We start from the raw sequence: 26,608 nt of genomic DNA, 5'->3' as shown, positions 1-26,608 counted from the left end.
TTTTGAACAATGGACGTTAACTACGTTGGAGAACATCTTTTACCCGGGAAAATCGGTCAGTTTTTTGTGATTCTTTCCTTTGGTGCTGCCGTTTTTTCACTTATCAGCTATTTCTTCGCTACACGTGAGCCCGAGACTAAGTCATGGAAAACACTTGCCCGAATTGGCTTTTGGACTAATTTAGTCTCCGTTGTGGCTATTGGCACAATTTTATTCTATCTCATTTATAATCATTATTTTGAGTACCATTATGTTTGGGCGCATTCCTCAAAGTCACTCCCAACCCACTATATCATTTCTTCTTTTTGGGAAGGACAAGAAGGGAGTTTTTGGCTTTGGATGTTCTGGCAAGTGACATTGGGCGTTATTCTCGTATTTAAAGCCAAAAGTTGGGAAGCACCGGTTATGACGTTCGTGATGCTCTGTCAAGTTTTCTTGGGCTCTATGTTGATCGGCGTAGAAATATTCGGATCCCGTATCGGGAGTTCCCCTTTTATTTTGCTACGGGACGCTATGCAAGGCCCTGTTTTTAGCCGGCCTGATTACTTAAGTATGATTGGAGATGGACGCGGATTAAATCCCTTATTACAGAACTACTGGATGGTTATTCACCCTCCTACCTTATTTCTCGGCTTTGCCTCCATGATTGTTCCTTTTGCGTACGCAGCATCTGGTCTTTGGCTTAGGCGTTACAAAGAGTGGATGAAACCGGGATTACCTTGGGCACTTTTTGCAGTTATGATCTTAGGAGCAGGTATTATTATGGGATCTTTCTGGGCATATGAAGCATTGAATTTCGGTGGTTTCTGGGCATGGGATCCGGTAGAAAATGTATCGATTATCCCTTGGTTAACATTGATCGCCGCTGTCCATGTAATACTTGCTTATCGCAATTCAGGGCATGGATTCTTTACAGCTACTCTATTGACGATGATTAGTTTTGTACTCGTCATTTATGCTTCCTATCTCACAAGAAGTGGCATATTGGGAGAAACATCGGTTCACTCCTTTACCAGTTTAGGGATGTCGGGCCAGCTTATCATCTTCAATCTCATTTATCTGGTATTGATGGTTGTCATGCTCGTGTGGCGACGCAAAGAAATGCCATCTTCCAAACAAGAAGAAGATATCTATTCCCGTGAATTCTGGTTATTTATTGGCGGGTTAGTATTGACGGTAGCCTGCATACAAATGATAGCGACTACCTCTATTCCGGTATTCAATGCTCTGTTTGGCACAAAAGTCGCTCCTCCGGTAGATCCCATTCCACATTATAACAAATGGCAAGGTGCTTTTGCCGTGGTGATAATGCTCGTAACGGCATTCACACAATTTTTAAAATATAAAAAAACAGATCCTAAGAAATTTTGGGCATCGACATTAGCCTCTTTTCTATTTGCGGTTATACTAAGTGCTATAATTGTTTATTTCACGAAGACATATACCAACGTGATGTATATCCTGTTGACGTTGACTTGTATATTTTGTCTATTAGCGAATATGCGTGTGTTGGGTGATGCGTTGAAAGGCAAATGGCGATTAGCAGGATCTGCTGTTGCACATATCGGATTTGCATTATTGCTATTGGGCGCACTTATCGCCGCGGCTACAAACGAGGTGATCTCCATCAATGAAAGCCGCTACATACAAGTCCAGAACTTCGGTCAGGAAGGCGACAAATTCTCCGATCCTGGCGAAAATCTGTTTTTGACAGAGGGTGAGCCTAAACAAATGGGGAACTACCGGATCACCTATGTCGGTGATAGTGTCGCTTCTCCCAATGTGTATTATAAAATTTTATATGAACGCATCGATGAGGAGACGGGGAATGTAAACGAATCGTTTGTATTACGTCCATTTGCACAACACAACCCAGAAATGGGGGGTCTAATCGGTACGCCCGATACCCGCCACTACCTGACACATGATATTTACACCCTGATCACCGCAGCAGCAGCAGAATCACAGATGCAAGCGGAAAACATCCCGGCTGAAGAGCAGACTGGATATGAAGATTATGATGAACCAGCAACCTATCAGGTGAGCATTGGTGATACGCTGCGTTACAGAAATGGGTTTTATATCATTGAGGGCATTAATAGAGATGCTACGTTGAATAATATTCCTAAAGGAGCGGACGATATTATTGTCGGATTGAAAATTAAGGTCATTGCTGCAGATGAAAAAGAATATACTATAGAACCAATTTTCTTAATAAAGGATGGACACAGTTATGATTTTAATAAAGATGTCGCGGAACAAGGGCTGCGTTTCCGTTTTACGAACATCTTACCAAAAGAGGATAAATTGGAAATTATGCTGTATCAAAAGCCGTTACCGGAGAAAAAATGGATTGTTTTTAAAGCAATTAAATTCCCTTATATCAACTTCTTCTGGGCCGGCACGATCATTATGACCATCGGTTTCATTATGGCCATCTATCGTCGTCTAAAAGATGCAAAGATCTCTAAACAAAATCCTGTGTAATGACCATTGTTATTTTAGGTAGTGGAAATGTGGCTACACATATAGGAAAAGCTTTCCACGCACTTGGACACCAAATTTCACAAGTGTATAGCAGAAATAAGGCCAATGCAAATGCATTGGCTTCTGTTTTAAACGCCGACGCAGTAGACGTGGTCAGCGAAATCACCGATAGAGCAGATTTATATTTTATCGCCGTCGCAGATCAAGCCATACAACAGATAGTTGATATGCTTCCAAAATCTGTTAAAGGAATAGTAGTACATTGTTCTGGCGCAACGGACATTAATGTCTTAGCACATTTTCCCTTATATGGTGTTGTCTATCCCGCCCAAAGTCTTCGCAAAGATATTTCCACTTCTTTGGAGAACATCCCTTTTGGAATAGAAGGTGCTAATACAGAAATCTCCGGCCGTCTTCTTGAGTTGATGCGACATATTTCTGCCAAATCTTTCTTATGTGATAGTGAACAGCGCCTAGCATTGCATATAGCAGCCGTATTTGTCAATAATTTCAGTAATGTGCTTTTTCAGACAGCTTACAACATCATGGAAGAACAAAACCTGTCTTTTGATTTACTAAAACCTATTATTTTGGAAACGGCACAAAACGTGCAAAAACAGATACCCAAAGATGTACAAACGGGGCCCGCTATGCGTGGAGACACAGAAACGATCAAAAAGCATTTACAGTTTCTCATGAAAAACCCATATTGGCTCAAAATATATCAACAATTAACCGAAGAAATCATCAGAAACAAGGGTTAACAGCAGGAATATTACCAAACCGATAAATCTTTCACGAACCTGCTTGTTTTTTCACTTTCATCTAATAACTTTCTAATTTTGTATATAACTGTGAGGACATGGTTATTAATGGCTCGCGGTTTGCTCGTCATAAGGGCATTACGCAACGTAAAATATATCATATAAAATTATGGCAGTTAGAAAACTTATTCTGTTAACGATAGTTGTCATCAATCTCGTCATCTTCTCTTTTGGTGTTGTCTTCACACCACGTTGGTTTTGGTTACTTATCATTCCTTTCCCTTTGATGATATTAGCTTTCTATAACAGCTATCAAAGTAGACACGCGATTTTACGCAATTATCCTATTTTAGGTTATTTCCGGTTTTTCTTTGAAAGCATCCGTCCAGAGATGCGACAATATTTTTGGGAGTCCGATACAGATGGGCGTCCCTTTAACCGCCGACAACGCTCTATCGTGTATCAGCGGTCTAAAAATGAACGGGAAACAGTAGCCTTTGGAATGCAGTCTGACCCGCAAGCTGTCGGCAATGAGTGGGCTGCCCATTCTATCTTTCCCTGCCATATCGAAAACCATGACTTGCGAACAATCGTGGGTAACCATTTTTGCAAACAACCTTATAGTCTCAGTGTCTTCAATATCTCTGCGATGAGCTATGGTGCATTAAGCAAAACAGCCATTACCGCTCTTAATAAGGGAGCAGCATTACAAAATTTCGCACACAATACGGGAGAAGGAGGAATTAGCCCGTATCATATCAACGGAGCAGATTTAATTTGGCAGATAGGTACAGGATATTTCGGTTGTCGTAACGAAATGGGCATGTTTGATTCGGAGTTATTTGCAGAAAAGGCAACGCGTCCATATGTGAAAATGATTGAATTAAAATTGTCACAAGGTGCAAAACCTGGTCATGGTGGGATATTGCCTGCAGCAAAAAACACCCCCGAAGTAGCTGCTATCCGTCACGTCATCCCGGGGACAGATGTAATGTCACCTCCGGCACATAGCGCTTTCAACTCCCCCGAGGGCATGATACATTTCATCCAGCAATTACGTGAGCTATCCGGATATAAACCTGTCGGCTTTAAACTATGTGTGGGAGACAAACAAGAGTTTATCGACATCTGTCATGCGATGTTAACCACACAGATATTTCCTGACTTTATTTCCATTGACGGCTCAGAAGGTGGAACAGGCGCTGCTCCACTGGAATTTACAGACAACTTAGGTATGCCTTTATATGATGCATTGTCTTTCGTCACCACTACACTTATCAAATTCGGTTTAAAGAAACATATAAAATTGATCGTTTCGGGCCGTATTGTTACTGGTTTTGATTTATTAAAAGTTATTTCTTTAGGTGCAGATGCATGTTACAGTGCCAGAGGAATGATGTTTGCATTAGGTTGTATCCAAGCATTAAAATGCAACGAAGACGTGTGCCCTGTCGGTGTGGCAACCCAGCGTCCTCATCTATATAAAGCTCTTGATGTGGAAGATAAATATATACGGGTAGCGCAGTTTCACCGTAACACGTTACGTGCTACAGTAGAAATTATGGAAGCTTGTGGATTTAAAACATTGGACGAGGTCTCCGCAGATAAGTTTTTCCGCAAGATCGACAGTGTAACCACCTTGAGTTTTCAAGAAATCTACTTTAAAAATACTGGAAAGCTGGTCAATAGCCACAGTGCATTTCAAACGGAGGAAATATAATAATTAATTTCCCTTACCATTTACGACAAATTACTGTACAAAACATCTAGTGTGTTACGTGCTTTTACCATATCTTCTCTGGTCACGCCTTCCAACGCTTGGTCGATAGTTCTTTTTGCTTGGCGCAAACAAGCTTCCTTCATTTGCCGCCCTTGTTTTGTTAAGAAAATGAGATTCGTACGCTTATCTTCTTTGTCGTTGACGCGAATCACCAATTTAAGCTTTTCGAGATTATTGATTAGACGAGATACACTCGGTTTATCACGAAAAGTTAAACAAGCAAGTTCTTGCTGGGTTCGTCCTTCCTCCATCCATAAATAATATAAGAGAGACCATTGCTCCGAGGTAATATTTACCCCCTCTTCCTTTAGATTTCGTTGTAAACGTCTACCCAAAGCAGCGTAGGCTTTTCCTGTTAAGAAAGAAAAAAATTCGTCCGTATCTTCAAAATTGTCATTCATATCGGATAATATTGGGTTAGAATAATTGTATATACAAACAAACCAAAAAACTAAATACAATGCAAATAAAATCTAATATTTCCGCTATAAAATAGCCCTTGATGGTAGAGGAGAGGGAAATAAATTTATTTAGGTTTGACTTTTTTTCTAAAATTTAATTAAATTTACCCTTATGGAGAACTTCTTACCTGCATTGTTGATTATCGGTGGTGTCATCTATAAAATTTACACGGAATATCAGAAAGAGCAAGAGAAAGCACGTCGACGCATGCCGCAGGTACCACCACCAACACCTCCTGTAACATCCGAGCAACGACCGGAACCTAACGTTATTGAACCAACAGTATCAATTCCAACTCCCATAAATAAAACGGAACGCTTACGCGACATTCCGAAAGAAGTGAAAAAGATAACCGATGAAAGACTTGCCGAAGCGAATCGTAAGAAAGCAGCGATGAAAGTCGTTCCCGAAATGGAAGAAGAAGACGATGTTGTACCTTTCGACTTACGTAAAGCTGTGATACAATCTGCTATATTAAACAGACCCTATCCATAATTAAACAAACCCTTATCAGTAGATTTTTTCTTGCTAAAAGACTTGCAAGAGATATTACATGGAAAAATCATCTGCATCAGCTAGGAACGGAAATTGCTCCCGAGCTTTAATCAAATCAGCTGGATTTAACGTAAACGTATACAAATCTTCATCTTCGGGCTTATAGTAGACTACATCTCCATTAGGGGAAATACACATTGAACCACCCGAATAATAGATTTCGTTACCGTCATACCCCACACGATTTACACCGATTACAAAGGATTGATTCTCAATAGCGCGTGCCGGAATGAGTGCTCGCCAATGTGCAGAACGTTTATCGGGCCAACAAGCGGTATAAACTAATAAATCATAAGCGTTTCCTAAATTTCGAGACCAAACGGGGAAACGTAAATCGTAACATACCATAGGACACACCCGCCAACCTTTAAGATTTAAAACAATACGGGAATTTCCGGGTGTAAAAACTTTGTTTTCTTCTGCCATCCCGAATAAATGACGCTTGTCGTAATGTACAAAACTGCCATCGGACGACATCCACACGAAACGATTATAATAATGTCCATTTTCCTCGATAATCAGTGTCCCCGCTACAACACAATTATAAGCTTTAGCGTGTTCATACATCCAATGCATCGTTGGACCATCCATTTTTTCCGCACACTTTTCAACGTTAATTGTAAAGCCGGTATTAAACATTTCTGGCAGGAGAATCAAATCTGTTTTTTCCTTCAACGCAGATAGGCGCAGTGATAAATTATTTAAATTTTTCTCTACATTCTCCCAAAACAAGTATGCTTGAAATATCGTTATCTTAACCGGTTCCATATCTGCCATGCGCAACTTAATATTTTATATTGATGTTTTGACAATTTACTAAAAAACTAGAGTTTTATCAATTTTTAACCGCAAAAGGTTACTGTACGCGATGCATCAGCGCATCCGAAAGAGAAAAAAGAGCTTCCTTTTTATCTGCTTCCACTTGAATTTCCGTTAGTTTTTCGTAAGCAATAGTCGTAAATTTTTCTTTCTGATATATAGCTAACGTCTGAATATCATATTTAGCATATAAGCCGATCATTTTCTCTACTTTTTCCGGTTCGCTATCGATATTCTGTTTAAGCAAATATTCCAATTCTTCCTGATCTGTTGGAGAAATAAGTTCTTGCAGTTTTACAAAAAGAATTGTCTTTTTATTCGACAGTATATCACCGCCTATCTGCTTACCAAAACTTTTGGGATTTCCATATACATCCAATATATCGTCTTGCAATTGGAAAGCAATCCCTAAGTTTACGCCAAAGTCGTAAAGCAATGCTTGTGATCGTTCATCTGCGCCCGCGACAATAGCGCCCATTTGCAATGCACAACCAAGCAATACAGATGTTTTCAGCCGTATCATGTCGATATACGCTGTTTCGCTTACTTGTGCTCGTTCTTCAAAATCCATATCGAATTGTTGTCCTTCACAAACCTCCAATGACGTGGCGTTGAAAAGATGAAGCAACGCGGGGATCTTGTCTACAGGGCATTTCGCTAGTTCTTGATACGCTTTAATCAGCAGTGCATCACCCGATAGTATAGCCACATTATCGTTCCATTTTTGATGTACAGTAGGCTTTCCTCTCCGTAAAGGCGCAACATCCATTATATCATCATGAATTAAGGAAAAATTGTGAAAAAACTCTATGGCGGCACTTGCAGGCAAGGCTTGCTCTACAACAGAAGAATCAAAAAGCTCTGCTCCCATCAATACCAATAGTGGGCGTATACGTTTACCTGATAAAGACAATATATAGCGAATTGGATCGTACAAATGTGGAGGGGTATGCGGAAAATCGGCTTTCTCTAAATAATTCTGAAAAGCTTTTGCGTGTACTGACTCTTGGAACATAGCTAAAAAATGATACGCGAAGATAAGGATAAAATGGGAAATAGTATCTTTGTGAAAACCCTATGTTCTATGCGTATTCTTGTTATTCATAATTTCTATCAACATGCAGGAGGCGAAGATATTGTTTTTCGACAGGAAGTCGAGGAATTAGAAAAAGAACATGTTGTAAAAACACTAACCTTTCAGAATAAAAAAGGCTGGCGTGGGGTGCTACAATTTCTCGCCTACCCTTGGAATATCTATGCCATTCGAAAAGTGAAAGAAAGCATCAAAAGCTTTGCTCCAGACATTGTGCACATTCACAATCTATATTATGCAACAGGGCCTGCCATCATTAAAATTATAAAAAAGCAGCATATTCCGGTGGTCATGACCTTACACAATTTTAGGCTGCTCTGTCCATCAGCGACACTATTTTTTGATGGAAAATTGTATGTAGACAGTATCTCGAAAAATTTCCCGTGGAAAGGAATCAGACTGGGAATATTGGACCATTCTCGTATCAAAACATTTTGGGCAACCTTGACTCATTTTATACATTGGAAAATAGGAACCTGGCAGTCCATTGACCGCTTCATAACACTTACCGATTTTTCCAAAGACCTATTCTTATCTTCTGGCAAAAAATTTATTCCAAAACAGTTTATCGTTAAACCTAACTTTGTCGATCTCTCCACAAGCGGTCTACATACAGGTAATTATTATTTATTTATCGGCAGATTATCTGCGGAAAAAGGAATTATACCGTTAATAGCGACTATAAAAGAAAGTGATAAAATATTAAAGATTGTGGGTGATGGTCCGCTAAAAAAAGATGTCAGCGATATAATCAAAACTTGCAATAATATAGAACTTCTGGGGCAAAAAAACAAGCAAGAAACGATACAGATATTAGCAAACAGCAAAGCACTAATTGTACCATCTGTATGTTATGAAGGAGCTGTTCCGTTGACAATTATCGAAGGAATGGCTACCCACACTCCGGTTTTAGCAAGTAATCTCGGCGCTATTCCTGATATGATTATCCCCGATGAAACAGGATGGCTATTTGATCCCTATCAAATGGAAAGCTTATTATCCGCCATTCAGAAATTTGAAAATTCGGATAAAAAAGACGACATTGTCAGAAATGCGTATACACTATATAAGGAAAAATTCACAAAAGCTCCTGTCATGAATCAGTTGACAGATCTTTATCATAAAATCACAAAAACATGAGCAATATTATCATCATGGATAGGTTGAACCTGGCAACCGCCATACAGGAACAACTAGAGACCGTATATGACCCTGAACTTAAACCAGCGAATATCTTGGATTTAGGGTTGGTCTATGAGATTATCACAAAAGAAGACGGCATAGCGAAGATTGTCATGACACTAACTGCTCCGGGATGTCCTGTTGCAGGTGAGATCATGGAAGAAGTACAACGAAAAGTAGCGGCTGTTCCAGGTGTTAAGGAGGCCCTTGTGGAACTTACATTCGACCCACCTTGGACAAAAGACATGATGAGCGAGGAAGCTAAACTGGAGTTAGGTTTTCTTTAAGAAGAAGACTTTCCGGCTGATTCTTCCAGTTGCTCCAATGTCTTTTTCTGTTTTAAAGGAGCGGTGTCTTTTCCAAACAATGCAGCCCATAACGTACGGGATTCTTTGGTCAGTAAAGGCGATACGATGGATAAGATAAGCACATAGACGACTACAAAAGATTGTAGAATGGGGAGCAAGCCGCCCGCTTTTCCAATATTCGCCATAATAATGGAAAATTCTCCCCTTGCAGAAAGCGTAAATCCTATATCAAATGAAGCTTTGGGTTTTCTACCCGAAAATCTGGCAGCGAAATACCCCGACGCCACATTGCAAACGATAGTAATAGCTGCTGCCAATGTAGCCCAACCTACAGCTCCTCCTAAAGTATACATGTCAATAGATAATCCGAAACTAAAAAAGAACATCGCTCCAAAGAAATCACGGTAAGGTGCAATCACCCCTTCAATCTTTTTAATATAACGGGAATCAGCAAACACCAACCCAGCCATCAACGCTCCAATTGCTTCTGCAACATGTATCGTTTCTGAAAACCCCGCAATGATAAACAACAAACTAAATATGATTAAGATAAATAGCTCGGGCGATTTATCCTGTAAAAGCCGATCAATGGCCGGAACAAGCTTCCGTCCTAATATCAAAAACGTCAAAATAAAACCTAGGGCCAGCAGGGATGTTCCCAGCACCGACCAAAAAGAAGTTCCTCCAGTCAGAATCAATCCCGAGAGAAAAGAGATGTGCATGGCAATAAAGAGATCGTCAAACATAATCATCCCCATAATAATCTCCGTTTCGGGATTCGCTGTCCGTTTCAAATCAGTCAGCACTTTCGCAACAATTGCCGTAGATGAACTAGTCATGACGCCACATAGCACCATCATTTCCTTAAAAGGAAGATCCATGAGCCATCCTATCAGGACACCCGAGATAAAATTAAGAAAAACATAAACTAGCCCTCCCGTAACAATGGATTTTCCGGATCGCATTAACCGTCCTACAGAAAACTCCAACCCTAGATAAAACAAGAGGAAAAGGACCCCCAATCGCCCCATGAAATCGATAAACGGCTTACTCTCCGTAAACGTGAAGTCGATATATCCGATTTGAGGCGCATGTTCGCCAACTACCATACCAATTATTATAAAAAATGGGATCACCGAAAAACGCAATTTGTTGGCCAACAAACCAACAATAGCGACTAACAATACAGCAATACCAACTTCTAATACCAAGGTATGTGATAGCATAGGATTAAATTAGGATTTCTTTTAATTGTTTAATATTCGTTTTCTTTCCAGCGACTACTAGTGTTGTTCCCGGTGTAATCACATAGTCTGGCCCCGGATTAATGATCGTATCTTCTTCCTTAATGGCAGCAATAATCGATGCTCCGGTACGTTGCCGAACGCCCAATTCCCCGATACTTTTGTCGACGCCATCACTAGAAACCCCCACTTTATACCATTCAATCCGTAAATCGTCCAACGCAACTTCCATAGTCTCCAACGCTTTGGGCTTATAAGACAATCCTCCGATAATACCCGCCACCTGACGGGATTCCTCATCAGAAAGCGTCATAACACAATGCGTCTCACTGTCATCTCCCTCCGAACGATAAAGTTCGCGTTTACCATCGTCGTGGATAACAACCACCATGTTATCACCGGCTTCCGTCTCAATTTGGTACTTCTTACCTATACCAATCAAGTCGCTTTCTCTAACTATTGACATAGCAAAAAAATTAAATACAACGTTCGTATTCCTCTCAGAACACCTGTCTCAAACAAAACTAACAAAAATATCACATTTTTTATTTATTATAACATCATAAGTCACAACCTCTTTTAGGTCTAACAAGGTCACCTATTAGGTAAACCCGTTTACAAAATGTATATTTACACGTTAATACAACGGCAACAATATGCAAAAAAGATGGGTGGTTAAGCCAAAAAACAATGTTCAAAAAACCAACAAACTACGTGATGAGTTGGGTATAAACGCTGTAATAGCCGAACTACTTCTCAACCGTGATATTGAAACCTACCAACAGGCCAAGCATTTTTTTCGTCCTAACTTCGATCTGTTACACGATCCGTTTTTAATGAAAGATATGGACAAAGCCATATCGCGAATTGAAAGAGCAATCGGCAACAAGGAGAAGATATTAATATACGGTGATTATGATGTCGATGGTACCACTGCCGTTTCTGTTGTCTATAGTTTTTTTCGTGATTTTCATTCGGGTTTGGAGTTTTATATCCCCGATAGGTACTTGGAAGGGTACGGAATTTCTTTTAAAGGAATTGACTACGCCGCAGAAAATGGTTTTTCTTTAATTATTGCTTTGGATTGTGGTATCAAGGCGATTGAGAAAGTCAAATATGCCCACAGCAAAGGCATTGATTTCATCATCGGGGATCATCATCTTCCAGGCAACACCATTCCGGATGCGGTAGCTGTATTAGATCCTAAACGTAGCGATTGTCCCTATCCTTATAAAGAACTATCGGGTTGCGGTATCGGTTTTAAATTAATCCAAGCCTTCGTCCAAAAAAACGATATGGATATGCAGCTTGCTTATCAATATCTGGACTTGGTAGCGGTGAGTATTGCATCAGACATCGTACCGATTACCGGAGAAAATCGGGTACTCACTTATTTTGGACTCAAAAAATTAAATACCAATCCAAATTGTGGGCTCCAAGCTCTCATCAATCTCTCTTCCAATAAAAGCGGGCATTTTTCTGTAGGAGATATCGTTTTCCAGATTGGCCCGCGTATTAATGCTGCGGGGCGCATCGAACATGCTAAAGATGCCGTGAAACTATTGATTTCAAAATCGTTGGCGGAAGCCGAAGCGTATTCGACGACCGTTGATGATCAAAATACGGTACGCAAGGGCTTTGATCTTAAAATAACGGAGGAAGCGTTGGATATCCTTGATAACAACGAGGTATTAAAACAACGCAAGTCAACTGTACTTTTCAAAGCCGATTGGCACAAAGGCGTGATCGGTATTGTGGCTTCGCGTTTAACAGAAAGATACTACCGCCCTACCGTCATACTTACACAAACCAATGGACACATTGCCGGTTCGGCACGATCCGTATTGGGTTTTGACCTTTACGAAGCATTGAGCGAATGTGCCGATTTGTTAGACCAATATGGCGGCCATAAATACGCAGCGGGTCTCACGATGCGCTTGGAAAATGTACCGGCGTTTCAAGAAAAATTCGAAGCGGTAGTACAGAACAGTATTAAGCCCGAGATGCTCCAGCAGGAAATACTCATAGAAACGGAACTAAATCTTAACGACATCGATAATAAATTTTGCCGTTTATTAAAGCAATTTGAACCTTTTGGCCCACAAAATGAAGCGCCTATTCTTCTCACGCGCAAAATACAGGGATCGGGATATATCGTGGGCACCAATCATATCAAAATAGTGATAAAACAAGACGATTCGGTATCGTTCGATTGTATAGGTTTCGGTTTAGCGGAACACATAGATTATATTAATGCAGGCCATAAATTTGATATCTGCTACACGATAGAAGAGAATAATTGGCGGGGTAAAAAGAATTTGCAATTAAATATCAAAGCAATACGATATTAAAATATATTTGTAATAAAACGGTTAACGTAACAGATGATTTTAAAGGCAGAACATTTAATCAAAAAATATAAACAACGGACGGTTGTCAATGATGTGTCTTTTCACGTTGAACAAGGCGAAATTGTTGGATTGCTGGGTCCTAACGGTGCTGGAAAAACAACTTCGTTTTATATGATTGTTGGTTTAATTAAACCAAACGACGGTCATGTTTTTTTAGACGATCAGGAAATCACACAAGATGCTATGTTTCAGCGTGCGCAAAAAGGGATTGGATATCTAGCACAAGAAGCATCTGTATTTCGAAAATTGTCTGTAGAAAATAACATTCTCGCCGTTTTAGAAATACACTATAAGAATAAAGAAGAGCGCTTGGCGAAACTGGAAGAACTATTAACAGAATTCAGTTTACATAGAGTCCGCAAGAACCGCGGAGACCTTTTATCAGGAGGAGAAAGGCGCCGTACGGAGATCGCAAGGGCATTAGCTGCAAACCCACATTTTATTTTATTGGATGAGCCGTTTGCCGGTGTAGACCCCATCGCCGTGGAAGAGATACAAACGATTGTTTCTAAACTCAAACGGAAAAATATTGGTGTATTGATTACCGACCACAATGTACAGGAGACATTATCCATCACCGATAGAGCCTATCTGTTGACGGAAGGAAAGATTATGCTTACCGGAACACCCGAAGAAATTGCAGATAATGAATTAGCTCGAAAATTTTATCTGGGACGTCATTTTGAATTGAGAAGAAAAAAACTATAAAATTAGCTAATAGGAACCTTTATACATGGCATTACTAAATTCTCTCTTCACATGGATTATGAAAAAGCGCATTCATCAGATTGAGCTTTTCATGAAATATCCCCATGATGTGCAGGAAGAATGGTTTCAAAGTTTAATTTCGACAGCAGAAGCGACGGAGTGGGGAAAAAAATATGACTACAACAGTATCCTGACACCAGAAGAATATAAAAATCGCGTTCCGATTCAAGACTATGATGATATTAAAGGGTATGTAGATCGTATGATCAAAGGGGAACAAAACTTGATATGGCCTTCCGATATCAAATGGTTTGCAAAATCATCGGGCACCACCTCCGATCGGTCTAAGTTTATCCCGGTGAGTATGGAGGCTTTAGAAGATTGCCACTATCAAGGGGGGAAAGATATGCTCTCTATTTATTGCCACAACAAACCAGAAAACAAAGTCTTTACAGGTAAATCGGTTGTGATCGGCGGATCCTCTCAAATCAATAACTTCAGCCCGGATTCTTACTATGGCGATTTGTCTTCCATTCTGATTCGGAATCTCCCTTTTTGGGCAGAATTTAAGCGCACACCGAATCTGGAAGTAACCTTAAATCCGAATTTTGAAGAAAAAATCGAACAAATTGCCCAGATTACCATTAAGGAAAATGTCACGAGCCTAGCAGGTGTTCCAACCTGGAATATTGTCATGGCAAAGCGGATATTGGAAATTACAGGTAAAAGCAATCTTTTGGAAGTCTGGCCCAACTTGGAGTTTTATGGACATGGCGGTGTAAGTTTCAAGCCATATCGAGATCTATTTAAACAACTGATTCCTTCGGATAACATGTATTACCTAGAAAACTATAACGCTTCCGAGGGATATTTTGGTTTGCAGGATCAATCGGACGCCGAGGATCTCCTGCTTATGTTGGATTACGGCATTTATTATGAGTTTCTGCCGATGGAGCATGTTCTTGAAGAACATCCCAAAACGTTGCGATTAGACGAAGTAGAAATTGGGAAGAATTATGCCTTGATCATATCAACGAATGCGGGTTTATGGCGTTATAAAATCGGAGATACCATCAAATTTACCTCTTTATCCCCTTATCGTTTTCAAATATCAGGACGCACGAAACACTACATTAATACTTTTGGCGAAGAGCTTATCGTAGATAATGCAGAACACGCGTTGCAAATAGCTTGTCGCGCAACGGAAGCTATTATCCGTGATTATACCGCTGGTCCTGTTTACTTCAGAAATGGGGAGGCTGGCGCGCATGAATGGATTATCGAATTTGAAAAACAGCCTAACGATTTTCAAAAGTTCTGCGATACATTAGATACTACACTGCGGGAAATCAATTCCGACTACGACGCCAAGCGTTTCAAGGATCTGGCATTAGCTTACCCCATTGTTCACCAAGCAGAAAAGGATACCTTTTATAAGTGGATGAAGAGCCGCGGGAAACTTGGTGGCCAAAACAAGGTCCCTCGTCTGGCGAATGAAAGAACCTATCTTGACGCGTTGTTGAAAATAATCAATACTTAATTATATTCATACTTTTTTCCTAAATTGCACACATTAAAAATTTTAATGTGATGAGCGATACGAATACCTATTCCATTCGCGTAGAGCCAACGAAAGAATCAAGACTCTCGCAAGTAGATTTCAGCAATTTGAAGTTTGGTGCTATCATGTCTGACCACATGTTAGTCGCCACCTATGATGACGGTGCATGGCAAGATGTGGTTGTCGTCCCTTATGGAGACTTCACCGTCAATCCATCGATGTCTGCCTTGCATTATGGTCAAGCTATTTTTGAAGGAATTAAAGGTTACAAATTTGCCGATGGAACAGTCAGTATATTCCGCCCAGATAAAAATTGGGAACGTTTCAACAAATCTGCAAAACGTCTTCAGATGCCAGAAGTTCCTGAGGAAATTTTTATGGATGGTCTGAAAACATTATTGGACGTGGATCGCAATTGGGTACCATCGCAGGAAGGCACATCCTTATATATCCGTCCGTTTATGTTTGCAACCGAAGGTGCCTTGGGTGTCCATCCATCTAAGTCATACACATTTGCCATTATTACCTGTCCGGTAGGTGCCTATTACAGTAAACCTATCAGCTTAAAAGTGGAAACGTATTACACACGTGCTGCAGAAGGTGGCGTTGGATTTTCGAAAAATGCAGGAAATTACGCGCTGTCTCTATATCCTACCCAATTGGCAAATGACGAAGGGTATGACCAAATTATGTGGACGGATGCGAATGAGCATAAATATGTAGAAGAAGCCGGCACGGCTAACTTGATTTTCCGTATCGGTGATACGATTATAACACCCCATGGCGATACGATTTTACATGGTGTTACCCGTCGTACGATTATGGAGCTTGCCGAAAAATGGGGTTACAAAGCGGAACAGCGTAAAGTTTCTGTTCAAGAATTAATTGATGGTATTAAGGATGGTCGCGTATCAGAGGCTTTTGCTGCCGGAACTGCCGCGACAGTCACCCATATCTCCAGAATCGGCTATGAAGGGCAAGATTACGAGCTGCCACCGATAGAGGGACGAGAGTTTTCCAACAAAGTATTAGATTATTTAAATCAACTTCGATACGGTAAGATAAATGATCCGTTTAGATGGAATTTTATGGTATAATTATTCTTTTTTTTAATGTAGGGGCTAAGCCTCTACGTTAAAAAAGATAAAATCCCTTTCCAATCATCCGGTTCAAACCACACGGTATTTCCATATTTTTTGAACCAGGTAATCTGTCTTTTCGCATAACGCCGAGAATTCTGCTTAATATGAGAAATAGCCTCCTCTAGTGTAATTTTCCCATCGATAAAATCAAATATCTCCGCGTAGCCAACTGTCAATAACGCGGGCTTGTTCCTATAGGATAATAACGAGCGTACTTCATTTACCAATCCCTTGTCTATCATCATGTCCACACGCAAATTTATACGATCGTATAGCTTTTGCCGTTCCATATTTAATCCGATGGTTACCATCTCAAACGGACGTTCAGCCATTTCTCGCAGACGATAAGATGAAAAAGGTTGTCCTGTAGCTTCATATACCTCCAACGCACGGATGACTCGCTGAGGATTATGTATGTCTGCGTGGCGATAATAATCGGGATCAACTTCGCTCAGCTTCTGCTGCAAAGATTCCAGTCCCTCCCGCTCAAAAATGCCATTCAATCGTTCCCGTATCGCAGCCGGAGCTTTTGGCAGATTATCCAAACCTTCACAGACCGCACGTACAAACAGCCCAGATCCACCTACCATCACAACCACATCATACTTTTCAAATAGGGTATCCAACAAGGATAATGCATCTCTTTCAAAATCACCCGCCGAATATTCTTCCTCGATTGTATGGGAATCAATAAAGTGATGTTTCACTTCCGTAAGCTCATTGACATCCGGCTTTGCCGTGCCAATAGACATCTCCTTATAGAATTGCCTGGAATCCGCAGAAATAATTTCGGTTTTAAAGTGTTTGGCCAGAGTAATGGCCATAGCAGTCTTCCCTATCGCGGTAGGCCCGACCACTACGATTAATCTCTTTTTTGTGTGACCACCTGCCATCAATATTCATCTTCCACACCACTGGCTCCTTCACCTTGTTCCCCTTCGCCTTCGTCTTCGCCGTCAAATAAATCAAAGTCTTCATCTTCGTCGACGCCGTATTCTGTGTCATCTGTCGGTAAATCTTCTTCCTCATCATCCTCATCATCGGCGGTCGATAACGGAAAATTCGCAGCAGCAACTTGTTTAGGTACTGTTCCGACCGTCTTAAATATCAACGGATACTCCTTGCCATCCTCTTCTTTTAAAATTTTAATCAACTCGACATGAAAGTCATAAGGGCGGTCAAAGTTATAGATGTAATAGAATTTTTGGTGTGGATCGTCGATAAACTTACTCAAACGAATACCCTCCATTTCCAGCACACCGTTACTCTGTTTTCTTTCGGTAGGCAAAAAAGCTATCTCTGTCCCTTTTTTCCACTGATCATTACTAAGATAAAAGGACGAAGAAACATCTGGAGTGTAGCCGGTAGCGTTATGGATAGCCTGATGCAATTCTAAAAATGTAGCTTTCGAAGGCATATCTATTTCCCGATATACATCCTCATAATCCTCAAAAGTTACCCTAAATCTGTAAATAGCCATTCTTAATCGTATCGTTTAGTTTATCATTTATACCAAGGTTAAAATTACAATAATTTTTAAAAAATTAAAGGACTGTATTCGTTTTGGGTGACAAACCTAATTGCTTGCCTTGCTTTAGGATAAAAGATAAAGCCTCTTCACGCGAATTAGGAATTTCTCCTTCCAAAATAGCTTCCCTCATGGCGTTTTTGATTGTACCGACTATACGGCTCGGCCCGATTTCAAAAAGTGCCATAATATCCGCCCCTGATACAGGAGGTTGCCAATTCCGGATTTTATCCCGTTCTTCTACATCTTTCAATTTCTGTTTTACGAGCTCAAAATTATTGCGGTATTTTTTCTTTTTAAACTCATTCTTGGTTGTTACATCGGCATGACACAAAAGCATCAATGCATCAATATCATCCCCTGCTTCATAGAGCAACCGACGTACAGCAGAGTCTGTCACAATATCTTGTGCCAACACAATAGGTCGCAGGTGCAATTGCACCAGTTTTTGCACAAACTTCATTTTGTCGTGAAGTGGAAGTTTCAGTTCGGCAAAAAGCTTCGGTACCATCCTTGCACCCCTATCTTCATGCCCATGAAAGGTCCACCCGACGCGCTTATCATATCGTTTGGTAGCCGGCTTCGCTATATCGTGCATAATTGCTGCCCACCGTAACCATAAATCATCTGAAACGGCTGCGACATTGTCTAGAACCTCCAACGTGTGGTAAAAATTGTCTTTATGTCCCCGCCCATCTATTATATCGACCCCGTATAAATTGTACATGGCAGGAAAAATAATCTTTAGCAGTCCTGTATCGAATAGATAGCGGAAACCAACGGACGGTTTAGTTGCCATGACGATTTTATTCAGTTCATCTGTAATCCGCTCCTTAGAAATAATTTTAATTCGCTCCGCATTTTCCGCTATAGCTTGAACCGCTTTCACATCAATCTTAAAGTTAAGTTGTGTAGCAAAGCGAATCGCGCGCATCATCCGCAAGGGATCATCAGAAAATGTGATATCTGGATCAAGGGGTGTCCGAATAATACGGTTTTGGATATCTTCTATCCCACCAAAAGGGTCTACAAGTTCACCAAAACGATCAGCATTTAGACAATACGCCATGGCATTAATCGTAAAATCCCGACGGTTCTGGTCATCTTCAAGTGTACCGTCTTCTACAATAGGCTTTCTGGAATTGGAACGGTAAGATTCTTTACGAGCGCCTACAAATTCCAGATTGATGCCATCGTGCATCAACATGGCCGTTCCAAAACTTTTGTAGACCGCAACTTTAGTATGTAAAATTTCGCCAAGCTTAGAAGCAAAATCAATCCCACTTCCAATCACAACCAAATCGACATCATTTTTAAAAGGCCGTTTCATGATACAATCACGAACATATCCACCCACTACGTAGCATTCGATCTGTTCTTTATCCGCTAAATCTCTGATGATTTGAAAAATAGGATGTTGTAAATTTTCTCGCATAGCTTCTTCTCTAGGCTCAACGCCTATAGCGGGCAAAAATACAGATTATTTCGTACAAACAGCCTCTTGCTAATCCCTATCTTTTGAGAGGCGGCGGAATGGCAGCGGATTGGCGACGAGTTCCTCTTGCTCCCGACGACGTTTCACAATATGAACGGCAGAAAAAATGGCTTCCAAGAAAGATTCATGTGATGCCAAGTTTTTTCCAGCAATATCATAGCCCGTTCCATGATCCGGAGATGTACGAACGATGGGTAATCCCGCAGTGTAATTAACCCCCTTACGAGAAGCAATATGTTTAAACGGGATCAGGCCCTGATCATGATACATGGCTAGAACACCATCAAATTTGGTATATGTATCGCTCGCAAAAAAACCATCGGCAGGATAAGGTCCGAAACAGAAAATCCCTTCTTCTTTTGCTTTTTGGATAGTCGGCGCAATAATATCTTCATCTTCTGTACCGATTAATCCATTATCTCCCGCGTGGGGATTTAATCCAAGTACAGCTATTTTGGGTTTCTCCATCCAAAAGTCTTTCTTAAGACTTTCATTCATCATCCGTAATTTCTGTAAAATAGCGTCTGCTGTTATAGCTTCCGCAATTTCCTTAACAGGAATATGCCCGGTGACAACCCCTATGCGAAGCTCATCAGCAATCATAAACATCAAAACATCAGATGCTTCCATCTTAGATTGTAGATATTCCGTATGTCCCGGAAAATGAAAACCATCTTGCTGTATATTGTGCTTATTGATAGGCGCAGTAACTAATGCATCGAGTTTACCATTACGAAGGTCCTCCGCAGCTCTCTCCAAAGAAAGAAAAGCATATTTCCCACCGATTTCATTTTGTTCACCCAATGTAATTTTCACGTCTTCTTGCCAGCAATTAATCATATTGGCACGTTTAGGATTTGCCTGATCCGCATGATGAATGACATTGAAACTAAAATCCTGTACACCAATCGCTTTTCGGTGAAATGAAGCAACTTTGGTATTACCATACACAATCGGTGTAAAGTAATCCAGCACCCGATTATCCATCAACGATTTAATAATCACTTCTAATCCGATGCCGTTTACATCCCCTACGGTAATACCTATTTTTAATTTTTCACTCATTTTCCGAAAGCTTTGAATCAAAATTACAAAATTTAGGGTAAATAGTTTTATTCATTATCATTTACTTTTCGATCTACCAAAAAGTCCCAATAATAATATTTATTTTTGTTTTCTTACACCTCCATAACGAATGAGTACCGTACGCGCAAAGAAACACTTAGGACAACACTTTCTAAACGATAAGCATGCTGCACAGAAGATTGTAGACGCCCTTGAACCTGCTTTGGGGTTTAAGCAGGTATTGGAAGTAGGTCCTGGCATGGGTGTGCTATCTGATTTTTTACTTCAAAAAGACACTTATGAAACGTGGCTGATTGACGTGGACGATGAATCCATCACGTTTCTTGCAGACAAATATCCACAATTGGATAACAGACTTATTCACGGAGACTTTCTCACACTGGATTTCAGCCATTTTTTTGGAGATACGATGGCGGTCATCGGCAATTTTCCCTATAATATATCCTCACAGATTCTATTTAAGATTTTAGAAGAGCGTAGGCGTGTGGTGCAGATGGTCGGAATGTTCCAAAAAGAGGTCGCGGAACGTTGTGTGGCAAAACCAGGTAATAAAGAATACGGCATTCTCAGCGTATTCTTGCAGGCTTATTTTGATGTACAGTATCTTTTTACGGTAAAGGCCGGCGCATTTAACCCGCCTCCCAAAGTACTTTCGGGTGTTATTAAAATGACAAGGAACCACCGTGAAACACTTGATTGTAACGAGAAACTATTTTGGCGTGTCGTAAAAGCGGCTTTTAACCAAAGACGCAAAACGTTACGAAACGCCTTATCTGCTGTTGTGCCAAAAGATAGAATGAGCGACAATCCGTTATATGAACTCCGAGCAGAGCGATTATCGGTCGAAGATTTTGTTGCATTAACAAATGAAATTACAAATGCCATACACCAAAACGATAGATAGTGATTTCGCCATAGTAGGTGGTGGTGTGGCAGGGCTTGCTATGGCCATAGCTCTTCAACAAATCGATAAGAATTTTGTACTTTTTGAGCAGACAAAAGAACTGAAGGGAATAGGTGCAGGATTTGGGCTAGCAGCAAATGCGATGCGCGCTTTAGACCTACTTGGCTTGAGAACTGAAGTAGAGCAAATAGGTTATTATCTGGATAGCTACCATATTTTAGATAATAAAGGGCAGCTTTTGGTATCTCCGGACACCCAAGCTATCCGTGAAAAGTATAATCAACGAAATTTTGCTATTCATCGCGCGGATTTACACCTTTTCCTACTATCTAAAGTCAAAGCGCAAAAACTACAGTTAGGCAAAAAAGCTACCCGATTAGAACAGCATATTGATACTGTTACCTTGTTCTTTGAAGATGGTACACAGCACACCGCACGTTTTTTAATTATTGCTGACGGGGTTCGATCTCCACTCCGACAACAACTCATACCCACCTCCAAACCTCGCTATTCTGGATATACCTGCTGGCGTGCAACCATTGACAATTCCGAGATCACATTAAATAAGGGAACCGAAACATGGGGGAAATTGGGAAGATTTGGGATGACACCTTTAAGCAATAATCGTATCTATTGGTATGCATGTATAAATGCTACGCCTCATAATCCTGTATATCGAGATTACAAAGTCAGCGATTTGTTAAAACACTTTCAAACGTACCACGCCCCTATTCCTGCTATTTTAGCGCATACCAAGGATAGCGAACTGATTTGGAGCGACATTATGGACATCGAGCCCCTCAAACATCTGGCTTATGACCATATTCTCTTTATTGGGGACGCCGGACATGCCACAACGCCCAATATGGGACAAGGTGCTTGTCAAGCTTTAGAAGATGTCGCTGTTCTACTGGATGAACTGGGGTTAAAGGAGGATGCCAAGGAGGCGTTCTCGTCATTTGAGAAACGTAGATTGCTTAGAACAAAATATATTACGGATACTTCCAAACGGATTGGGGAAATTGCACAATGGGATAATAGCTTATTAATTAGCATACGCAATATGCTGATGAAGCTCATGCCCCCCAAATTAGCGCAGAAGAACTTGAACAAATTATTATCGGTAGATTTCATGAAACTTTAACCAAAAATGAATATTCTTATTGTAGACGACATACACCCTATATTATTAGAGAGGTTGGACCAAGTCGGAATTTCGTACGATTATCAACCTGATTTCAGCAGAGCGGATGCCGAAAACGTCATCCAACAATACACGGGATTGGTTATCCGTTCCAAATTTCAGGTCGATCGCGAATTCTTGGATCGAGCTATCAATTTGCAGTTTATTGCCCGTCCGGGAGCAGGGATGGACAATATCGACGAGGAATACGCCAGCTCAAAGGGTATCCTTCTCTTTCCGGCAAACGACGGCAACAAGGACGCTGTTGGTGAACACATGATCGGGATGCTGCTGATGCTAATGAATAACCTGAACCGCGGACATCGGGAGATCAGCAGCGGACAGTGGCGTCGGGAAGAGAACCGCGGGTATGAATTAAAAGGACGAACAGTGGCGCTGATCGGGTATGGCCATAATGGGCAGGCAATGGCGAAAAAACTTTCAGGTTTTGACGTTAATGTCATTGCTTATGACAAATACAAAACTGGGTTTTCCGATGCCTATGCCAAAGAGGTTTCGATGGAAGAAGTTGTTCGCCAAGCGGATGTGTTAAGTTTTCATATTCCGCTGACACGTGAAACCAGAGGCATGGTAGACGATGAATACTTGCTTCATTTCCGCAAACCCATCTTTTTTCTGATGGGCGCCAGGGGGGCTATCACAAATATCCCATCGGTTTTGAAATACCTGGATACTGGTAAAATTTTAGGGGCAGCATTTGATGTATTACCTATTGAAAAATTCCCGGCACTCGGCGAAACGGACTGGTACACCGACCTTATTTCTAGGGATAACGTGTTGTTGAGCCCACATGTAGCCGGGTGGACATTCGAAAGTTATTATAAATTGTCGGATATTATAGCTGATAAAATTATAGGATTTTATAAAAACAAATAAACAATTAAAAACTGTGCTATTAACGCAAAGTCCAACAAGAAAGCATAATGATAACGATCTGCATTTCGGAACACGACCTGTTTAAGCACAATGGCAATCAACAGGTTCGTTGTCAATATTCCCATCTGCACTTTCAATTGGATATCGGATAGCAGCACGATACCGCTATGCACTATTAAAAGTGCATAGCACAATAAAATCGCGCTATTTGCACCAATCATATTCGGTATCGTTTTTAAATGATAATAGGAATCTTGTTGGATATCCCGAATATCAAAAGGTAGCGTACAAATTAGCAAGAAAATAAACTTCAATACGAAAAGCGTCTGAAATAGATGTAAGTCAATCGTTAGTCCATCCAGATGCATTTCAAAAACTGGTAAACACACCGAACTTAATGTCCAAATCAACGCGATATGAAAAATCTTCATACCGGGCAGCTGGCGGAATCCTACCCATTTCCCTTTATAGGGGATTATTGGAATGGAATACGCGACACTCATAGCCCCTATCCCTATTAGGAAAACCAAACTATACAAATGGATATGCCACGCGGCATACCCCAGTACCACGATTCCTATTCCACCATTCAACCATAATAACCATTCATTCTTGAATATCCACCGTGTACGCCTATATGCTGATTTTTCAGGGTCTCGAGGTTTTGAAAGTAACATACTAAAATTATACAGCAACAAGGTCGCAGCTCCTTCTATCATCATAATGGGATAATCAAAAGGAGCGTCAAAGAATAGATATGTCAATGCAGACTGCGCTATTGCAGCACCTGCGATAAGCAGGTTGGTATAGATCAAGAAATAGTATACTTGCTTTAGCAGCTTCATCGGCTATAAAAATACAAATACATAAAGTTAAAAAATTGACATTGATGGCAAAAAAAAGTAAATTAGTGCTTGTATATCCAATACGGACAGATTTCAATAAATAAATGTCTGCATTGGATAAAAGTTAATCATTTAAATTTTGCATTTAAAAAAAACATGAACCTACAAATTAAAAGTTTTGAGGAGTACCAGGAGGCGTATAAGAATAGCGTCGAAAACCCGGAAGCATTTTGGGGAGAAATTGCAGAAAACTTCTTTTGGAAACGAAAATGGACAAATGTATTAAACTGGAACTTTACCGACCCTAACATCAAATGGTTTGAAGGAGGAAAACTTAACATTACCGAAAATTGTTTAGATCGACATATTTATCAGTTAGGCGATAAACCTGCCATTATATGGGAGCCTAATGATCCAAACGAGGCACATCGCGTCCTCACTTACAAACAACTTTTAGAGAAAGTCGAAGTCTTTGCGAATGTATTAAAAAACAATAACGTGGTAAAGGGAGACCGTGTATGTATATATCTCCCTATGGTACCTGAATTAGTTATTGCTGTATTGGCGTGTGCCCGTATCGGTGCAATTCATTCTGTTGTATTCGGTGGTTTTTCCGCACGTTCTATCGCAGACCGTATCAACGATGCGGCATGTAAACTGGTCGTTACCTCCGATGGTGGATTCCGTGCCGGAAAAGTGTTGGAGTTAAAATCTATTGTGGATGATGCACTTATGCAATGTGACTCCGTGGAACGTGTCATTGTGTTAACACGTACACGCACGCCGATATCCATGATAAAAGGCCGTGATGTATGGTGGGAAGACGAAATTAAAAAAGTGGAAACGCAAGGTAATCCACCTTGCCCTGCCGAAGAAATGGATGCCGAAGATCCGTTATTTGTACTCTATACATCGGGTTCGACCGGCAAACCTAAAGGTGTCGTACACACTACTGGAGGTTACATGGTTTATACCGGATACACCTTTTCAAATGTATTCCAATATCAACCTGGAGAAGTCTATTTCTGTACAGCCGATATCGGTTGGATTACGGGGCACAGCTACATCGTATATGGTCCATTATCACAAGGTGCGACTTCCTTAATGTTTGAAGGAACGCCAACTTATCCGGATGCAGGACGCCTGTGGGACATTGTCGATAAATATAAAGTGAACATCCTATATACAGCACCTACGGCCATTCGCTCGTTAATGGCTTTTGGAGACGAATATTTAGAGGGTAAAGATCTAAGCAGTATTAAAAAACTAGGATCTGTGGGTGAACCTATTAATGAAGAGGCTTGGCATTGGTTCAACGAAAAAATCGGAAAAGGAAAAGCACCGATTGCCGATACCTGGTGGCAAACAGAGAACGGAGGTATATTAATTGCACCGATGGCCGGTATCTCACCAACCATTCCGAGCTATGCGATGTTACCGCTCCCGGGTGTACAACCTTGTTTAATGGACGAAGACGGTAAAGAAATCGAGGGCAACGATGTAACGGGAAATCTGTGCATCAAGTTTCCGTGGCCGGGCATGTTACGCACGACCTGGGGCGACCACGAGCGATGCCGTCAAACCTATTTCTCTACCTATCCAGATAAATATTTCACGGGCGACGGCTGTTACAGAAGTCCTGAAGGCTACTATAAAATTACCGGACGTGTGGACGATGTGTTGAACGTCTCTGGTCACCGCATTGGCACGGCGGAGGTGGAAAATGCGATCAACATGCACTCTGATGTTGTCGAATCGGCAATTGTCGGTTATCCACATCCGGTTAAAGGACAGGGTATTTATGCGTATGTCATTGTTGCAAATCATCACATCGATGCCGAAAGTACGCGTAAGGATATTTTACAAACTATCACACGTTTAATCGGTGCTATTGCCAAACCGGATATTATTCAGTTTGTATCCGATTTACCAAAAACGCGTTCTGGAAAAATCATGCGTCGTATTTTACGCAAAATTGCAGAAGGCGAAATTGATAATTTAGGCGATACGTCTACACTTCAGGATCCCACCGTAGTCGAAGCGATCATCAAAGGAGCAGACGACATGAAGAAATAGTGTAAAAAACATGGTAAATAAAGCCTCTCGTAGAAACGGGGGGCTTTATTTATATAACAATATTTCAAAAAACACCCC

General features: G+C 40.8%; 24 protein-coding genes. 14 read left to right on the top strand and 10 right to left on the bottom strand.

Annotated elements, in window-relative coordinates:
- Positions 1 to 9: 9 nt before the first annotated feature.
- The 3 genes from ccsA (at position 10) to H8B06_RS14780 (ending at position 4,971) form a co-directional block, all read left to right on the top strand.
- Positions 10 to 2,487: a cytochrome c biogenesis protein CcsA gene (gene ccsA, locus H8B06_RS14790; protein WP_190995024.1), complete on the top strand. Its 2,478-nt coding sequence runs from the start codon at positions 10 to 12 to the stop codon at positions 2,485 to 2,487.
- Entirely contained in the window at positions 2,487 to 3,251 is a 765-nt protein-coding gene (locus H8B06_RS14785) for a Rossmann-like and DUF2520 domain-containing protein (protein WP_190995023.1), read from the top strand. Before ccsA ends, H8B06_RS14785 begins: the two co-directional genes overlap by 1 nt.
- 169 nt (positions 3,252 to 3,420) lie before the next feature.
- Positions 3,421 to 4,971 carry an FMN-binding glutamate synthase family protein gene (locus H8B06_RS14780; RefSeq protein WP_190995022.1) on the top strand — a complete coding sequence of 517 codons (1,551 nt, stop codon included), beginning with the start codon at positions 3,421 to 3,423 and terminating at the stop codon, positions 4,969 to 4,971.
- Positions 4,972 to 4,991: 20 nt separating this feature from the next.
- Here H8B06_RS14780 and H8B06_RS14775 read toward each other — a convergent pair whose 3' ends face one another.
- A complete protein-coding gene (locus H8B06_RS14775) occupies positions 4,992 to 5,432 on the bottom strand; it encodes a MarR family winged helix-turn-helix transcriptional regulator (RefSeq protein ID WP_130143250.1) in 441 nt (146 codons plus the stop codon).
- Positions 5,433 to 5,604: 172 nt separating this feature from the next.
- On the opposite strand from H8B06_RS14775, the gene H8B06_RS14770 reads away from it, so the two are divergent.
- Entirely contained in the window at positions 5,605 to 5,988 is a 384-nt protein-coding gene (locus tag H8B06_RS14770) for a hypothetical protein (protein ID WP_190995021.1), read from the top strand.
- Positions 5,989 to 6,042: 54 nt separating this feature from the next.
- On the opposite strand, the gene H8B06_RS14765 is transcribed toward H8B06_RS14770, so the two are convergent.
- On the bottom strand, positions 6,043 to 6,816 hold the full coding sequence (locus H8B06_RS14765; RefSeq protein WP_190995120.1) for an amidohydrolase: 774 nt from the start codon (positions 6,814 to 6,816) through the stop codon (positions 6,043 to 6,045).
- A gap of 88 nt (positions 6,817 to 6,904) precedes the next feature.
- A complete protein-coding gene (locus tag H8B06_RS14760; protein ID WP_190995020.1) occupies positions 6,905 to 7,882 on the bottom strand; it encodes a polyprenyl synthetase family protein in 978 nt (325 codons plus the stop codon).
- A gap of 9 nt (positions 7,883 to 7,891) precedes the next feature.
- On the opposite strand from H8B06_RS14760, the gene H8B06_RS14755 reads away from it, so the two are divergent.
- Together H8B06_RS14755 and H8B06_RS14750 are read left to right on the top strand one after the other, a co-directional pair.
- A complete protein-coding gene (locus H8B06_RS14755; protein WP_190995019.1) occupies positions 7,892 to 9,100 on the top strand; it encodes a glycosyltransferase family 4 protein in 1,209 nt (402 codons plus the stop codon).
- Positions 9,097 to 9,429, top strand: coding sequence for an iron-sulfur cluster assembly protein (locus H8B06_RS14750; protein WP_130143253.1), 333 nt, complete (start codon positions 9,097 to 9,099; stop codon positions 9,427 to 9,429). The genes H8B06_RS14755 and H8B06_RS14750 overlap by 4 nt, the downstream gene beginning before the upstream one ends.
- Here H8B06_RS14750 and H8B06_RS14745 read toward each other — a convergent pair.
- Positions 9,426 to 10,676 carry a cation:proton antiporter gene (locus H8B06_RS14745; protein WP_190995018.1) on the bottom strand — a complete coding sequence of 417 codons (1,251 nt, stop codon included), beginning with the start codon at positions 10,674 to 10,676 and terminating at the stop codon, positions 9,426 to 9,428. The two genes, H8B06_RS14750 and H8B06_RS14745, sit on opposite strands and share 4 nt — an antisense overlap.
- A gap of 4 nt (positions 10,677 to 10,680) precedes the next feature.
- On the bottom strand, positions 10,681 to 11,160 hold the full coding sequence (locus H8B06_RS14740) for a cation:proton antiporter regulatory subunit (RefSeq protein ID WP_130143255.1): 480 nt from the start codon (positions 11,158 to 11,160) through the stop codon (positions 10,681 to 10,683).
- A 190-nt stretch (positions 11,161 to 11,350) separates the two neighbouring features.
- Between H8B06_RS14740 and recJ the strand changes: the two genes are divergently transcribed.
- Genes recJ through H8B06_RS14720 form a run of 4 tightly spaced genes read left to right on the top strand, consistent with a single transcriptional unit; the run spans position 11,351 to position 16,471 of the window.
- A complete protein-coding gene (gene recJ / locus H8B06_RS14735; protein ID WP_190995017.1) occupies positions 11,351 to 13,045 on the top strand; it encodes a single-stranded-DNA-specific exonuclease RecJ in 1,695 nt (564 codons plus the stop codon).
- Between the two features lie 33 nt (positions 13,046 to 13,078).
- Positions 13,079 to 13,813, top strand: a complete 735-nt coding sequence (gene lptB, locus H8B06_RS14730) for an LPS export ABC transporter ATP-binding protein (protein WP_165295396.1) — start codon at positions 13,079 to 13,081, stop codon at positions 13,811 to 13,813.
- A 25-nt stretch (positions 13,814 to 13,838) separates the two neighbouring features.
- Positions 13,839 to 15,353 carry a GH3 auxin-responsive promoter family protein gene (locus H8B06_RS14725; protein ID WP_190995016.1) on the top strand — a complete coding sequence of 505 codons (1,515 nt, stop codon included), beginning with the start codon at positions 13,839 to 13,841 and terminating at the stop codon, positions 15,351 to 15,353.
- Between the two features lie 50 nt (positions 15,354 to 15,403).
- Positions 15,404 to 16,471: a branched-chain amino acid aminotransferase gene (locus H8B06_RS14720; RefSeq protein ID WP_190995015.1), complete on the top strand. Its 1,068-nt coding sequence runs from the start codon at positions 15,404 to 15,406 to the stop codon at positions 16,469 to 16,471.
- 32 nt (positions 16,472 to 16,503) lie between these two features.
- On the opposite strand, the gene miaA is transcribed toward H8B06_RS14720, so the two are convergent.
- The 4 genes from miaA to pdxA form a co-directional block, all read right to left on the bottom strand.
- Entirely contained in the window at positions 16,504 to 17,409 is a 906-nt protein-coding gene (miaA, locus tag H8B06_RS14715; protein WP_190995014.1) for a tRNA (adenosine(37)-N6)-dimethylallyltransferase MiaA, read from the bottom strand.
- Positions 17,409 to 17,996, bottom strand: coding sequence for an IS1096 element passenger TnpR family protein (locus H8B06_RS14710; RefSeq protein WP_190995013.1), 588 nt, complete (start codon positions 17,994 to 17,996; stop codon positions 17,409 to 17,411). Before H8B06_RS14710 ends, miaA begins: the two co-directional genes overlap by 1 nt.
- A gap of 64 nt (positions 17,997 to 18,060) precedes the next feature.
- The gene (locus H8B06_RS14705; protein ID WP_190995012.1) at positions 18,061 to 19,479 is read right to left on the bottom strand and encodes a CCA tRNA nucleotidyltransferase; all 1,419 of its coding nucleotides are present in this window, start codon (positions 19,477 to 19,479) and stop codon (positions 18,061 to 18,063) included.
- A gap of 69 nt (positions 19,480 to 19,548) precedes the next feature.
- On the bottom strand, positions 19,549 to 20,604 hold the full coding sequence (pdxA, locus tag H8B06_RS14700; RefSeq protein ID WP_190995011.1) for a 4-hydroxythreonine-4-phosphate dehydrogenase PdxA: 1,056 nt from the start codon (positions 20,602 to 20,604) through the stop codon (positions 19,549 to 19,551).
- A 130-nt stretch (positions 20,605 to 20,734) separates the two neighbouring features.
- Between pdxA and rsmA the strand changes: the two genes are divergently transcribed.
- Genes rsmA through H8B06_RS14685 form a run of 3 tightly spaced genes read left to right on the top strand, consistent with a single transcriptional unit; the run spans position 20,735 to position 23,609 of the window.
- The gene (gene rsmA / locus H8B06_RS14695; RefSeq protein ID WP_190995010.1) at positions 20,735 to 21,529 is read left to right on the top strand and encodes a 16S rRNA (adenine(1518)-N(6)/adenine(1519)-N(6))-dimethyltransferase RsmA; all 795 of its coding nucleotides are present in this window, start codon (positions 20,735 to 20,737) and stop codon (positions 21,527 to 21,529) included.
- On the top strand, positions 21,492 to 22,673 hold the full coding sequence (locus tag H8B06_RS14690; protein ID WP_223857695.1) for an FAD-dependent monooxygenase: 1,182 nt from the start codon (positions 21,492 to 21,494) through the stop codon (positions 22,671 to 22,673). Before rsmA ends, H8B06_RS14690 begins: the two co-directional genes overlap by 38 nt.
- Positions 22,674 to 22,679: 6 nt before the next feature.
- Positions 22,680 to 23,609 carry an NAD(P)-dependent oxidoreductase gene (locus tag H8B06_RS14685; RefSeq protein ID WP_190995009.1) on the top strand — a complete coding sequence of 310 codons (930 nt, stop codon included), beginning with the start codon at positions 22,680 to 22,682 and terminating at the stop codon, positions 23,607 to 23,609.
- Here H8B06_RS14685 and H8B06_RS14680 read toward each other — a convergent pair.
- Positions 23,594 to 24,454, bottom strand: a complete 861-nt coding sequence (locus tag H8B06_RS14680) for a UbiA prenyltransferase family protein (RefSeq protein ID WP_190995008.1) — start codon at positions 24,452 to 24,454, stop codon at positions 23,594 to 23,596. The genes H8B06_RS14685 and H8B06_RS14680 overlap by 16 nt on opposite strands.
- Before the next feature lie 117 nt (positions 24,455 to 24,571).
- On the opposite strand from H8B06_RS14680, the gene acs reads away from it, so the two are divergent.
- Entirely contained in the window at positions 24,572 to 26,530 is a 1,959-nt protein-coding gene (gene acs, locus H8B06_RS14675) for an acetate--CoA ligase (protein WP_317170933.1), read from the top strand.
- Positions 26,531 to 26,608: the final 78 nt, after the last annotated feature.

It is taken from the genome of Sphingobacterium micropteri (assembly GCF_014692515.1).
GTDB classification, from domain to species: domain Bacteria; phylum Bacteroidota; class Bacteroidia; order Sphingobacteriales; family Sphingobacteriaceae; genus Sphingobacterium; species Sphingobacterium micropteri.
The sequence above is the reverse complement of the archived record's forward strand: the minus strand, read 5'-3'. Positions and strand labels throughout refer to the sequence as shown.

Coding starts and splice junctions, on each gene's coding strand:
- H8B06_RS14760 (WP_190995020.1), bottom strand. CDS start 7,882: ATGTTCCAAGAGTCAGTACACGCAAAAGCTTTTCAGAATTATTTAGAG.
- pdxA (WP_190995011.1), bottom strand. CDS start 20,604: ATGAGTGAAAAATTAAAAATAGGTATTACCGTAGGGGATGTAAACGGC.
- H8B06_RS14775 (WP_130143250.1), bottom strand. CDS start 5,432: ATGAATGACAATTTTGAAGATACGGACGAATTTTTTTCTTTCTTAACA.
- H8B06_RS14780 (WP_190995022.1), top strand. CDS start 3,421: ATGGCAGTTAGAAAACTTATTCTGTTAACGATAGTTGTCATCAATCTC.
- H8B06_RS14785 (WP_190995023.1), top strand. CDS start 2,487: ATGACCATTGTTATTTTAGGTAGTGGAAATGTGGCTACACATATAGGA.
- recJ (WP_190995017.1), top strand. CDS start 11,351: ATGCAAAAAAGATGGGTGGTTAAGCCAAAAAACAATGTTCAAAAAACC.
- rsmA (WP_190995010.1), top strand. CDS start 20,735: ATGAGTACCGTACGCGCAAAGAAACACTTAGGACAACACTTTCTAAAC.
- H8B06_RS14690 (WP_223857695.1), top strand. CDS start 21,492: ATGAAATTACAAATGCCATACACCAAAACGATAGATAGTGATTTCGCC.
- H8B06_RS14710 (WP_190995013.1), bottom strand. CDS start 17,996: ATGGCTATTTACAGATTTAGGGTAACTTTTGAGGATTATGAGGATGTA.
- H8B06_RS14740 (WP_130143255.1), bottom strand. CDS start 11,160: ATGTCAATAGTTAGAGAAAGCGACTTGATTGGTATAGGTAAGAAGTAC.
- H8B06_RS14745 (WP_190995018.1), bottom strand. CDS start 10,676: ATGCTATCACATACCTTGGTATTAGAAGTTGGTATTGCTGTATTGTTA.
- miaA (WP_190995014.1), bottom strand. CDS start 17,409: ATGGCAGGTGGTCACACAAAAAAGAGATTAATCGTAGTGGTCGGGCCT.
- H8B06_RS14685 (WP_190995009.1), top strand. CDS start 22,680: ATGAATATTCTTATTGTAGACGACATACACCCTATATTATTAGAGAGG.
- H8B06_RS14765 (WP_190995120.1), bottom strand. CDS start 6,816: ATGGAACCGGTTAAGATAACGATATTTCAAGCATACTTGTTTTGGGAG.
- H8B06_RS14680 (WP_190995008.1), bottom strand. CDS start 24,454: ATGAAGCTGCTAAAGCAAGTATACTATTTCTTGATCTATACCAACCTG.
- lptB (WP_165295396.1), top strand. CDS start 13,079: ATGATTTTAAAGGCAGAACATTTAATCAAAAAATATAAACAACGGACG.
- H8B06_RS14755 (WP_190995019.1), top strand. CDS start 7,892: ATGATACGCGAAGATAAGGATAAAATGGGAAATAGTATCTTTGTGAAA.
- H8B06_RS14705 (WP_190995012.1), bottom strand. CDS start 19,479: ATGCGAGAAAATTTACAACATCCTATTTTTCAAATCATCAGAGATTTA.
- H8B06_RS14770 (WP_190995021.1), top strand. CDS start 5,605: ATGGAGAACTTCTTACCTGCATTGTTGATTATCGGTGGTGTCATCTAT.
- H8B06_RS14750 (WP_130143253.1), top strand. CDS start 9,097: ATGAGCAATATTATCATCATGGATAGGTTGAACCTGGCAACCGCCATA.
- H8B06_RS14720 (WP_190995015.1), top strand. CDS start 15,404: ATGAGCGATACGAATACCTATTCCATTCGCGTAGAGCCAACGAAAGAA.
- H8B06_RS14725 (WP_190995016.1), top strand. CDS start 13,839: ATGGCATTACTAAATTCTCTCTTCACATGGATTATGAAAAAGCGCATT.
- ccsA (WP_190995024.1), top strand. CDS start 10: ATGGACGTTAACTACGTTGGAGAACATCTTTTACCCGGGAAAATCGGT.